Origin of the sequence: Flavobacterium sp. I3-2 (assembly GCF_013389595.1) — a bacterium.
In the GTDB taxonomy this organism is placed as follows: Bacteria; Bacteroidota; Bacteroidia; order Flavobacteriales; family Flavobacteriaceae; genus Flavobacterium.
Genome location: NZ_CP058306.1, coordinates 2,688,776 through 2,701,221 on the forward strand (window position 1 = coordinate 2,688,776; position 12,446 = coordinate 2,701,221).

Genomic DNA, 12,446 nt, shown 5'->3' on the forward strand with positions numbered 1-12,446 from the left:
AAACTAAATTATGATTTAAACTTTTTAATTATTGAAATTATTAGAATATTTTATTTTGAATGTTTTTGCAACTTCTTAATCTAGATTATTACTTAATAATTTTTATCATTGTAAATTTGGTATATAAAATAAAAAGATATGAAAACAAGAAATGTCGAAATAATAGTTAGTCCGAGAGAACCACATTTTGTTGGAGATGGATTTAGAGTTCATAATTTCATTCCAAGTGCATATCGTATGGATATGCAAAGCATGGATCCATTTATTATGTTTGATTACAATTCTAAATATAATTTTCCACCGTCAGAAATTCCGCGTGGTGTTGGAGTTCATCCGCATAAAGGTTTTGAAACCGTTACCATTGCTTATAAAGGTCGTGTTGAACACGGAGATAGTAGTGGAGGAGGTGGAATTATTGGTGAAGGCGATGTACAATGGATGACTGCTGCTTCTGGAGTTTTACATAAAGAATTTCATGAAACGGAATGGAGTAAAACAGGTGGGATTTTTCAAATGGTGCAACTTTGGGTAAATTTACCGGCTGATGCTAAAAAAACAGAAGCTAAATATCAAGCTATTCAAAATGAAAATATTCCAAGGTTTGATTTGAAAAATGATTTAGGTGAAGTTGAAATTATTGCTGGAAATTATAATGGAATAGCAGGTGCTGCTTCTACTTTTACTCCAATTCATATGTACAATCTAAAAGCTAAATTAGGAGCAGAAGTTTCGTTTTCTTTCCCAGAACATTATAATACCATGTTGTTGGTTTTAGAAGGAAACATTAGTATTAATGATACAGAGAAAGTACCAACAGATCATTTGGCTTTGATGGAAAAAAATGGAGAAATTTTTACAGTAAAAGTGAATGAAGATGCAATAGTTCTGGTTTTATCAGGCGAACCAATAAACGAACCAATTGCTCATTACGGTCCGTTTGTTATGAACACACAACAAGAATTAATGGAGGCAGTTAATGACTTTAATTCTGGTAAATTCGGAAATTTATAAGTTTATTTTACAACTAAAATATTCTCAATTTTAATTATGACGTTGAGAGTATTTTTTTTATTTCTAAAGATTTCAAAGTATAAGTTCCATCAGGAAGTTGTTTAGTAGATTGAATCATATTTTTTGCTAAATCATCAACATGTAAAGGTTTATAATTTTTAAATAAACCGATTGCATTGAAAAACTGAATAACTTTTATTCCGAGAATTTCACCTTTTCTGTCTGAAAATGGTCGAATTAAACCTGGTGGTTGAAAAATAAATAATTGCTTAAAATTTAAATTCTTAATATCATTTTCTAAGCAACCTTTCATCTTTGAGTAAAAGATTTTAGAACCACTATTTGCTCCAACAGACGAAACCAAAACAAATGTTTTTATATTGTTTGCTTTACAAATTTTGGCAAATTCCAATTGATATTCATAATCAATTCTCCATTGCGCTTCTTTACTTCCTGCAACTTTTAAAGTGGTTCCTAAACAAGAAAAAGCAACATTTCCAATTATATCAGTTTTATAATCACTTAACTTTTCAAAGTCAATGATAATTTCTTTTAGTTTACGATTTTTAATAGTGGAATGTTTTCGTACAAAGCTTATGATTTCAGAATAAGAATCGTCTAAAATCAACTGATTAATCAAGGCTTTTCCGGTTGCGCCTGAACCTCCAATTACAATTGCTTTCATAATATATTGAATAAAAAAGCAAGTGAAAAACACTTGCTTAGATAATGATTATTTTTGCTTTAATGATTTTAAAAAGAAGAAACCAACCAATCCTGCAATTACCGAAGTTAGTAAGATTGATAATTTAGCTTCTGCTACAAATAACGGATTTTTATATGATAAAAGCGAAACAAATATGGACATCGTAAATCCAATTCCAGCTAAAAATCCAACTCCAACAATATGTGCCCAACGACTTCCTTCTGGTAAATGACTAATTTTTAATTTAGTACAAATGAAAGAAGTTAATAAAATACCGATTGGTTTTCCAAAGAATAATCCAAATGAAATACCTAAACCAATAGGTGAAGTTAAACCGTGAAGCATTTCTTGTTGAAACGTTATGTTTGTGTTTGCAAAGGCAAATATGGGAATGATAAATAAATTTACAGGTCTTGCAATCGCGTGCTCTAAACGTTCTAATGGAGATTCTATATCTGTATCATTTGTCGGAATAGTCATAGCAACTAAAACTCCTGCAATGGTTGCATGTATTCCCGAATGATGAATAAAATACCAAATAAAAACACCTGGAATTAAATATAAATATGGATTCTGAACATTAAAACGATTCATTGCAATAAGTACAACCATTCCAATTCCAGCATATAATAAATAAGTGATTTCAATTCCGTTTGAATAAAAGAAAGCAATAACTAAAATTGCAATTAAGTCATCAACAATGGCTAATGCAGCCAAAAATACTTTAATACTTGAAGGAACACTTTTACCTAATAATGAAATTACAGCTAAAGCAAAAGCAATATCTGTTGCCATTGGAATTCCCCAACCCGAAGCAGTTTCCGTTCCTGAGTTTAATGAAAGATAAATTATTGCAGGAACTATTGCTCCTCCAATAGCACATAAAATAGGCAACGAAGCTTTTTTGGGAGATGATAATTCGCCTTCAACAATTTCACGTTTTATTTCTAAGCCAACTAAAAGAAAGAAAATGGTCATTAATCCATCATTAATCCACATTAAAACGGAATAATTTAAATGAACTGAATCATTTTCAAAACCTAATTTGGTGTCTAAAAGTGTTTGTAAATTTTCTGCCAAAGGGCTATTTGCTATTACTAATGATAAAACAACGCAAACGAATAAAAGAATTCCTCCGAAATTACTCGATTTTAGAAATTCTTTAAATACGGTTAAGTTAATTTTTTGAGACATTTTATAGAATTTTCAACCTTAAGCTTTTAAGGTTCGTTTAGTTAAGAAACGTAAATTTAGTGAACTTTATTAATTTGGACTTTGATTTTAAAATTTTAACTATTCATTTAAAATCAAATCATCTTTTTTCTGAATTCATATTTATAAAGAATTGAACGATTATAGAAAGTATGATAACTCCAAGCGTACCAATTAAATTCAGCCATAAATAACCAACAACATCCAACAAGAAAATATAAATAATTGCAATTTGAGTAAATAGTGCTGTCCAAAAAACAGCTTTTGCTTTTACATATTTTATAAATAAAGCAATCAAGAAAATTCCTAAAACGGTTCCGTAAAATATTGAACCAATAATGTTTACTAATTGAATTAAATTTTCAAATAAATTAATAACGCAAGCAGTCAAAATACAAATGATTCCCCAAAAAATGACAGAAACTTTCGTTGCTTTTAAATATTCTTCATCTGTTTTATTTTTTACATGTGATTTGTACAAATCGATTGAAGAAGCTGAAGCGATTGCATATAATCCAGAAGCTGAAGATGACATTGCTGCCGAAAAAATAACTGCCAAAAGTAAACCGATTAAACCATGTGGTAAATAATTAAGAATGAAATAAATGAAAACATAATCTTTATCATTTGTTTCAGCTTTTGGGTCTGCTTTTTTGATTAATTCAGAAGCTTCTTTTCGAATGTTTTGCTCATTTTCATTTAAACTAATCATTTTTTCTTCTAAAATCGGATTGTCATAATCTTGATTTAATTGACCAGAATAAAGCAACGTGATTTCATTTTTTTCGTCTAAAACGGCATCTAATTTATTTTCTAATTCTTGATATTGTGCTTTGTATGCCGAATTTTCGATCATTCGTGTATTATTCGGATTGAAATGTAAAGGAGATTTATTAAACTGAAAAAAGATAAAAACCATTACACCAACTAAAAGAATAAAAAACTGCATCGGTACTTTTAAAGCTCCGTTCATAATCAATCCCATTTGAATTTCTTTGATTGATTTTCCTGATAAATAACGTCCAACTTGCGATTGGTCAGTTCCAAAATAAGCCAACATTAAGAAAAATCCTCCTGTAATTCCGCTCCAAACCGTATATTTTTCTGACGGGTCAGTAGAAAAATCTAAAATATTCATTTTTCCATTTATCGATGCAATATCTAGTGCGTTGTTGAAAGTGATTTCTGTTGGGAATTTATAAATAATCAATAAAAAAGTAATCATCATACCAAACATAATAACGAAAGCTTGCTGTTTTTGCGTAACGTTTAAAGCTTTTGTTCCTCCGAAATAGGTATAAATGATGATTAAAATTCCGATTGTAACCGTTATATAAGTCAGATTCCATCCTAAGATTGACGATAAAATGATTGACGGTGCATAAATGGTTAAACCTGTTCCGACGCTTCGTTGAATTAAGAAAATAACTGCGGCTAATGTTCGGGTTCGTAAATCGAATCTGTTTTCTAAAAATTCGTAAGCGGTGTAAACCTTTAATCTGTGAAAAACAGGAATAAACGCCATACAAATTACAATCATCGCTAAGGGTAAACCAAAGTAAAATTGTACAAATCCTAAACCGTCATGAAAGGCTTGCCCTGGTGTTGATAAAAAAGTTATCGCACTTGCTTGAGTTGCCATCACAGATAAACCAACCGTCCACCAATTGGTATTTTGGTCAGCTAAAATATATTCTTCAACATTTTTACTTCCTTTTGATTTTAATGTTCCGTAAATAACAATAAATAAAAGTGTTGAACTTAAAATTATCCAATCTATATAATTCATCTTATGAATATAATCTCATTAAAAAATAGAAAAAAGCCAAATAAAGCACATTCAAAAAAAGTACAACACTATAACTTCTTCGCCATTTAAAATTATTTTTTTGTTTCATTTTTCAAAGCAATTAAATTTGCAAAAAGCTTGTAAGCACCCGGAACTCCAGCAGGTAATTGTCTAAAGAAACTCAAACCGGTGTAAACATAATAACCTTTTCCGTAAGGCGCAATTAATAAAATACCTTGCGTTTTTGGGTCATTAAAATCTTTGGATTCTAAGATAGGTATAAATTTCGAATCGTAATCGTTCGCATAATACAAACCTTGTTCTTGAACCCAACCTGTAAAGTCATTTTGTGTGATTTTATTCGGATAATTTAATACCGGATGCGTCGGGTTTAAGAATTTAACTTCTGCATCTTCGTTTGTTATTCTATCTTTTGATAATTGCAATTTATATGGTGCAATTTTTTCGGTCACTAACGAATGATTGGTATTGTATTGATTTATTAAAGTTCCGCCATTTGAAACAAAATCAAATAGAATTTTGTTTTTAAATTTCAGTTCGTTAATCGTATTAAATGCTCGAATTCCTAAAATAACGACATCATATTTTTGTAAGTTTTCTTTTGAGATTTGTTCGCTTGAAATATAATCAACATCATATCCAATGTTTTGCAAATTCGTCGGAATGTCATCTCCAGCACCCATTAAATACGCAATTTTAGAATTTGATTTTGCTATTTCAATTCTTTTAATTTTTGCTTCAGACTTTGTTAAAAGTACTTGAGTAGGAATGTGGTTGTAGCTTATAATTTGAACGTCATTATCAAAAATTTCATCATTTGAAATGACCTCAAGTTGATAAATTTCTTCAGAAAGTTTGTCAGAAACAGCAACTTCAAAAGTTAGATGTGTTTCTTGTAAATATTTTAAATTATTAATTTCTTTCCAATCGGTTTTTTTTTCAGGATTATTTTTAGAAACTAAACGTGCTTTACCCGAAAAATTATCAACATAACTTTTGTACAAAGTTTCAATTTTTTGACTTTTTTGATTTTCGATTATGTTCAATTTGTTTTTAATTGAAGCGCTAACTTTCGGAACAACTAAAACATTATCATAAACTTCACCTTTAACTTCGTCTTTAAATTTGTAAACTATTTTGTTTTCAAAATTTATGTTTATGTCATTGATTTTTAATTCAATATTGTAATTTAATTCATCTAAAGATTTAAATTGATTGTAGAATGAATTTTCGGAATTCTCTAAATAATGAGCATTTGAAAGTTGTATATTATTTGGAACTTTTAAACTAAAAGTTTCTATTTTAGCTTCATTATTTGATAAATAATTTGCATCAATATTTTTTAATTGTTCACCAAAAACATTAACCTGATTGAATTCAATTGGGTAATTGCTTCTATTTATTAGTTCAAATTTAAAATATGCTGTTTCATTTGGTGATATAAATTGATTGTCGCTACTAACTTCAAAAAACAAACCTGTACAAAATAAAATACAATCTTTTACTTCTTTTAGTTTTCGTTCTTTCCAAATTGAATTTTCTAAATTTTGAATTAAACTATAGATTTCAACCAACGCGTTTACATTGTTTTCAGGAGTTTTAAAATCGAAATTTTGCAATAAGTTTTCAATTTTATTTCCAATTGCTTTTCCATTTTTAATTCTGTTCCACGAAGTGTCGATTCCCTCAAAAAGATTTTGTTCGTTTTTTAATTTCGGACCATAAATCAGTTCTAAATAATCAATATCTGAACCTCGCGAAGACATGTCTCCAAAACCTTGAGATTGATGTTGGCTTCGACTTAATGAAGCAATTTCTTGATTTGATTTTCCTAATAATGGATAATAAACACCAATTTCTAATGGAATGTATTTTGATTTATCGGCTTTGGCAAATTGTTCTTTTCCGCCAAAAAACCACCACGAAGCATTAAAAAATAAGCGTGTCGGTTGAAACGTCGTAACTTGATTTAATTGATTTGAAAACTTTTTAGAGTTTGCTGCATCATTAAAAGCTAATTCAGATAACTGCGCCGATGCTGTATGATGTCCGTGCGTATTTCCTTCGGTTCTGTGGTCGAAACGGTTTACAATAATGTCGGGCTGAAGCATTCGAATTGTATAAACTACTTGAGCTAAAATTTGCTCTTTTTGCCATTTGTCATAAGCTTCACTCGGACGTTTAGAAAAACCAAAATCGTTTGCTGTCGAAAAATACTGAACTCCACCGTCAATTTTACGAGCGTTTAAAAGCTCTTGTGTTCTGATAATTCCAAGTACATCACCAAGTTCATTACTGATTAAATTTTGACCTCCATTTCCACGAGTTAGTGACAAATAAGAAGTTTCTGCATGTTCATGGTTTGATAAATAGGTAATTAATCGCGTATTTTCATCATCAGGATGTGCTGCAATATATAAAGCAGAAGCTAATGTGTTTAATTTTTCAACCTTATGATAAATTTCAGAAGGTGTAAGTTTAATTGGTTTTTGAGCTGAACAAGGTAAGGTTACAGCTAATAATATCAGATATTTTAATCGGTTAAACATTAGCTAGATTTTACGATTACGACTGCTTTTTGTAAGAAAAGATTGTTTGGATAAGTAACTTTTGAACCTTCTGCAGTAATTAAAATAGTATGAAAAGTTTTGATATCTTCTATTTCAGCTTGGATAGGAAAATCTTTATCTTCTATTTTTATTATATCTCCGATTTTGTACGGAAATGAAAAAAACATCACAATTCCGGCTGTAATATTACTAAGAACCGACCATTGTGCAAATAAAGCAACTCCAATAAATGCAAGAATTGAAGTGATGTAAGTAACTACATTTTTAGTGTCGATTCCCCAAATTCCAAATAATGAAATAATAAACAATGTATAAATCATCCAATCGATATATTTGGTTATGATTCGACGTCTATTTTCTGCTTTTTCAGATACTTCTGAAATTTTTTTAATAATTTTTTTACTAACATATTTTAGAATAATAGCAATGATGATAACTAAAACGGTAGCGATAATTTCCGGATAAAATTCTTTAATATTTATTTCCATTATTGTAAAAAATCTAAAAGTTCATGATATAATTTTTCCATCGGTAGACCAACAACATTGGTATAAGAACCTTTGATTTCTTTAATGCCAATTAATCCAATCCATTCTTGAATGCCATAAGCTCCGGCCTTATCAAAAGGTTTGAAGTTTTCGATATAATACAAAATTTCTTCATCTGTTAACTCAGTAAAAGTAACAAATGTGATTGCATTAAATATTTTAATTTTGGTTTTAGACTTTAAACAAACAGAAGAAATAACTTCGTGTGTTTTATTCGAAAGACTTTTGATAATGTCAAAAGTTTGTGTTTTATTTTCAGGTTTTCCAAGAATAATTCCATTATTCCATACCAAAGTATCTGAAGTTATTACGATTTCATTCTCATCTAAATCAGTAAAAAAATCAGCTTTTACTTTAGCAATATAATCTGTAATCTGAGCATGTAACAGATTTTCGGGATAAGATTCATCTACATTCGATGGCTGTACTTCGAATGTTAATCCTAAATCGGTTAAAAAATGTTTTCTTCTTGGTGAATTTGAGGCTAATATGAGTTTTTTTTCTTCTAATAATTTATGAAGCAACATAGTATTTTATATTAAAAAATAAAAATACTATAGAAATTATAGTTAACCAAATTATTACATTAAGAATGTTGTTTGATGTGCTAAATTGTTTGATTTCTTTAGCTTTATTTAATTGTAAAAAAGCAAATAATAAAGGTGCAGCTATCGCAATTAAACAATAAATAACTAAAGGTTGTAATGTATTGAAATAATTTAGGGCAAAAAATACAATTAAAAGAATTGGAATAAAAATAAGAAAAGAAGTTCTACAAGCTCCTTTTTCAATACCGTGCATGGTTGCTAATGTTTTTTTATGATGTTCTTTATCTTCATTAACATGTTTTAAATCAAGTACTAATGTTTTTATAAAGAATAGCAAAGTAATTAAAGTTGAAAAGTAAAATAATATGGAAAACAAATCCATGTAAGGAAAAAATGGATTTTGCATTTCAATTTTTGGGACCAAATCTAAAATGATTCCCGTAAAAATAGGGTAGGAAGCAATACTTGCAAATACAATATTATTTAAAAGTGGAATTTTTATCCATTGTGTAATGTATAAATAAAGTAATGCAGCTAAAGCAATGAAAAATCCAAAGTAACCTACGTTACCAATTTCATTAGCTAAAAAAAAGCTTATTCCAATTCCTATAGAATTTAATCCTAGGTAAATGTAATAAGCTTTTTCTATATTTTTTAGAATTTTACGTTCAGGATATTTTTCTTGCTTTAAAATTGCAAATAATAACAATCCACCTGCGTAAATGAAACCAAAAGAAATAATGAATAAAAAGAATTCAAGATCAGATAAAGCAACTTCAATGCCTATAGTTTTAAATAGTCCGTACCGAATTAGTAAAACAATTACTAAAAGTTGAACACCTATTTGTAGCTGATCTTTTCTTAAAACTTTCATATTTCATGGTTTTAAATGTTAGTCAAATTTTGCATTGAAATGTTCAAACCATTTGCCTTGAACTTTCATTACTTGTTCGATAACATCTCTTACAGCGCCTCGACCTCCATTTATATGAGAAATATATTTACTGATTTTCTTAATTTCTGGAACTGCATCTTGAGGACAGGTTGCTAAACCTACTTCTTGCATCACCCAGTAATCTGGAATATCATCTCCCATGTATAGAATTTCTTCTGCTTTGATGTTATTGATATCGATGTATTTTTTTAAAATTTCTACTTTGTCGGAAACGCCTAAATGAATATCGTTGATTCCTAAATTTTTTAATCTGGTTCGGACACCGTCATTACTTCCACCAGAAATAATACAAACATTGTATCCGTTTTCTACAGCCGCTTTCATTGCGTAGCCATCTCTTATAAACATATTGCGCAATAATTCTCCGTTTGCAGCAACATGAATTGACCCATCAGTTAATACGCCATCGATATCGAATATAAATGTATTGATGTCGTTCATTAACTCTTTATAACTTTTTGACATTATAATTTTGAATTGATTCTGAAATATTTAAATATAGTGATTTTATTTTCTCGTTGGTAATTAATTCTAAATGTTTTTTTAATGTGTTTGAATCGTTACGAACAGCAGGTCCGGTTTGAGCTAAAACCGGTTCAAGTTCATTGATTTTATTAAATGTTTCCTGAATTAAAGGTTTAAAAATTTCAAAAGGAATGTCATTTTCTTTACAAATTTCATTACCAATAGTAAACATATGATTCGTAAAATTACTTACAAAAACTGCCGTAACATGAATATATTTTCGTTGTTCTGATGAAATTCGATAAACTTTTGAACTGAATTTTTGAGTAAAATATTCTAAAATCGGAAAATCATTTTCAAATTCTGTTTCTAAACAAAAAGGAATTTGAGAAAAATCAACAGTTTTATTTTTAGAAAACGTTTGTAAAGGATAAAAAACACCGCGTCTGTTTTTGGAATCAATTTGATCTAAATCAGCCGAACCAGAAGTATGTACTACAAATCTGTTTTTGAAAGGTAAATTTTTCGAAACTTCAGCAATTGAGTTGTCAGAAACAGCAATGATGTAAATATCTGCTTCTTTGATTTTTAGATAATCATCAGTTACTAAATTTTTATTGATTGAATTATCGATTTTATTCGAGTTTCTTGCGTAAATTTGAACTAAATTAAGTTCGTTGTTTTCGTTTATAAATTGAATTACATGCGACGCAACATTTCCAGACCCTAAAACAATTACATTATTCATAAAGTAAAAGTAAGGTAAACTTATAGTTTGAGCAATTGTTTTTATGAAAATCTAAAGAAAATTAAATATGAAAAAGGATATTGAAAATTTAGAAGACATCAAATTTATGGTGGATACTTTTTATGATAAAATTCAAAAAGATGATTTGATTGGACCTATATTTAACGGAATTATTCAAGATCGGTGGCCTGAACATCTAGAAAAAATGTATCGATTTTGGCAAACGATTCTTTTAGAAGATTATACATATTCCGGACGTCCATTTCCTCCGCATGCGCATTTACCAGTTGATGATTCGCATTTTAATCGATGGAAAAGTATTTTTTCTGATGTGGTTTTATCGCATTTTGACGGAGAAAAAGCACAAGAAGCTATTTGGCGTGCTGATAAAATGGCAACGATGTTCTTATCTAAAATTACGTATTTCAGAGATAATAATCTAAAACCTATTGATTAAAGTTTATCTTCGAAATCGTCATCAAAAATATTTGCAAAAACTTCTTTTATTGAACCGTCTTTGTTTAAAATAATAGTACGATTTAATCTATTTATAATCCATAAATCTTTCAAAACGCCAAAATCTTTTACTTGTAATTCAATAGTATTTGGATTGTTTCTATATGCTACAAGTTTAGACCAATAATCAAAATCATGATCAATATTTACAGAAATAAAATCATAATCTTTGTGTTTTTGTGAAAGTACATTTATCTTTTTTTGTGATGCATTATAATGATTAATCGCGTTTTTAGTCCAAAAAACAATAACTGTTTTGTTATTTATATTTTTATTTATATCAAAAAGTTTATTTTTAGAGTCAACCAACTCAACATTTGGTAATTTATTATTTTGACTTAAATTTTTAATTGAATTTTTGATTTTAAGAATCTCATTTTGTTGTGTAGAATCGGTAGAAATTTCAAAATAACGTTTCAAAAATTTATTGTTGTTTTCAATATTTTGATCTTCTAACAAATAAACAAATGCAATATTATTTAAAATCTTATTTTTTACTTTTTGATTTGATATTAAGGAATCTACAATCTGAAGTTTTGCAATATTTTGATCATAATCAGATTCAAGATTTCTATCTGAAACAATAGAGTTTAACATGATAGCTAGATATCTTGTAAATGGAGCAAACTCACTAAGTTTTTCGTTATTGAAGTTTATTTTTTTTCTAAAATCGTAATAATCTTTAGGAAGACTATCCTTGATGTTTTGATTGGTATATTCTAAATGAGCAAATGGATAAATCTCTAAACGAGTAAAATATTCAAGATCTAAAATTGCTTTTGCGTATAAATCAAAATCATGATTCCAACCAATTTCGGTTTTTCTTCTTAAATAAAAAGCAGTTTTTGCATCTTTTAAAGAATCATTACTTTTTTTGAATTTTTTATAATTCTTACTATAATGAAAATCTAAATTGTTTTTATCATCAATGTTTGATGCGAAGATTTCAAGTAAAAAATTATTCTTGTTTTTTCCAGTTCCAAAAAAAGAAGAAGCATGTTCAAAATCTTTTGTATTTATTCTTATATTTAAACTATCATTTTTGTCAAAAAAAACATATTTTATTTTATCTCCATGTTTGATGATGTACATACCAGGAGTTAAAGAATCAAATTTTTTAGAAAACTGATTTAAACTATTAATATGAAGCGTATCGATAACTTTATTGTCCTTGCAAAAAAGAATATAAGATGCCTTTGGATTAATAATTTCACCACCAAAATACGCATGGAAATCGTTTTTATCTACTGTTTTTTTGTTACAAGAACACAATAAAGTAGTAATGGATAAAAAAAGACATTTATAAAAAGAATTTTGACTAAACATTGAAAATTGAAGTTTGTTTTATCTACAAAAA

At 28.4% G+C, this 12,446-nt stretch carries 12 protein-coding genes; 2 read left to right on the forward strand and 10 right to left on the reverse strand.

Features of this window, described 5'->3' with window-relative positions; genetic code table 11:
* Nucleotides 1-138: 138 nt before the first annotated feature.
* Nucleotides 139-1,011 carry a pirin family protein gene (locus HW119_RS12855; protein ID WP_177765021.1) on the forward strand — a complete coding sequence of 291 codons (873 nt, stop codon included), beginning with the start codon at nt 139-141 and terminating at the stop codon, nt 1,009-1,011.
* A 34-nt stretch (nt 1,012-1,045) separates the two neighbouring features.
* Here HW119_RS12855 and HW119_RS12860 read toward each other — a convergent pair whose 3' ends face one another.
* From HW119_RS12860 to HW119_RS12900, 9 genes are all read right to left on the reverse strand, one after another.
* Nucleotides 1,046-1,696 (reverse strand): NAD(P)H-binding protein, encoded by a 651-nt coding sequence (locus HW119_RS12860; protein ID WP_177765023.1) that lies wholly within the window; start codon nt 1,694-1,696, stop codon nt 1,046-1,048.
* A 48-nt stretch (nt 1,697-1,744) separates the two neighbouring features.
* Entirely contained in the window at nt 1,745-2,911 is a 1,167-nt protein-coding gene (nhaA, locus tag HW119_RS12865) for a Na+/H+ antiporter NhaA (protein WP_177765025.1), read from the reverse strand.
* A gap of 118 nt (nt 2,912-3,029) precedes the next feature.
* A complete protein-coding gene (locus HW119_RS12870) occupies nt 3,030-4,718 on the reverse strand; it encodes a sodium:solute symporter (protein ID WP_177765027.1) in 1,689 nt (562 codons plus the stop codon).
* A gap of 92 nt (nt 4,719-4,810) precedes the next feature.
* Complete coding sequence (locus HW119_RS12875; RefSeq protein WP_177765029.1) at nt 4,811-7,288, reverse strand: PIG-L family deacetylase; 2,478 nt, start codon at nt 7,286-7,288, stop codon at nt 4,811-4,813.
* Nucleotides 7,288-7,797 (reverse strand): mechanosensitive ion channel domain-containing protein, encoded by a 510-nt coding sequence (locus HW119_RS12880; RefSeq protein ID WP_255497886.1) that lies wholly within the window; start codon nt 7,795-7,797, stop codon nt 7,288-7,290. The genes HW119_RS12875 and HW119_RS12880 overlap by 1 nt, the downstream gene beginning before the upstream one ends.
* Nucleotides 7,797-8,381: a Maf family nucleotide pyrophosphatase gene (locus HW119_RS12885; protein WP_177766672.1), complete on the reverse strand. Its 585-nt coding sequence runs from the start codon at nt 8,379-8,381 to the stop codon at nt 7,797-7,799. The genes HW119_RS12880 and HW119_RS12885 overlap by 1 nt, the downstream gene beginning before the upstream one ends.
* Nucleotides 8,371-9,279 (reverse strand): UbiA family prenyltransferase, encoded by a 909-nt coding sequence (locus HW119_RS12890; protein WP_177765031.1) that lies wholly within the window; start codon nt 9,277-9,279, stop codon nt 8,371-8,373. The genes HW119_RS12885 and HW119_RS12890 overlap by 11 nt, the downstream gene beginning before the upstream one ends.
* An 18-nt stretch (nt 9,280-9,297) precedes the next feature.
* Entirely contained in the window at nt 9,298-9,825 is a 528-nt protein-coding gene (locus HW119_RS12895; protein WP_177765033.1) for a KdsC family phosphatase, read from the reverse strand.
* Nucleotides 9,809-10,573, reverse strand: a complete 765-nt coding sequence (locus HW119_RS12900; RefSeq protein WP_177765035.1) for a Rossmann-like and DUF2520 domain-containing protein — start codon at nt 10,571-10,573, stop codon at nt 9,809-9,811. Before HW119_RS12900 ends, HW119_RS12895 begins: the two co-directional genes overlap by 17 nt.
* A gap of 67 nt (nt 10,574-10,640) precedes the next feature.
* Between HW119_RS12900 and HW119_RS12905 the strand changes: the two genes are divergently transcribed.
* A complete protein-coding gene (locus tag HW119_RS12905; RefSeq protein ID WP_177765037.1) occupies nt 10,641-11,030 on the forward strand; it encodes a group III truncated hemoglobin in 390 nt (129 codons plus the stop codon).
* On the opposite strand, the gene HW119_RS12910 is transcribed toward HW119_RS12905, so the two are convergent.
* The gene (locus tag HW119_RS12910) at nt 11,027-12,415 is read right to left on the reverse strand and encodes a TlpA family protein disulfide reductase (RefSeq protein WP_177765039.1); all 1,389 of its coding nucleotides are present in this window, start codon (nt 12,413-12,415) and stop codon (nt 11,027-11,029) included. The genes HW119_RS12905 and HW119_RS12910 overlap by 4 nt on opposite strands.
* Nucleotides 12,416-12,446 lie beyond the last annotated feature (31 nt).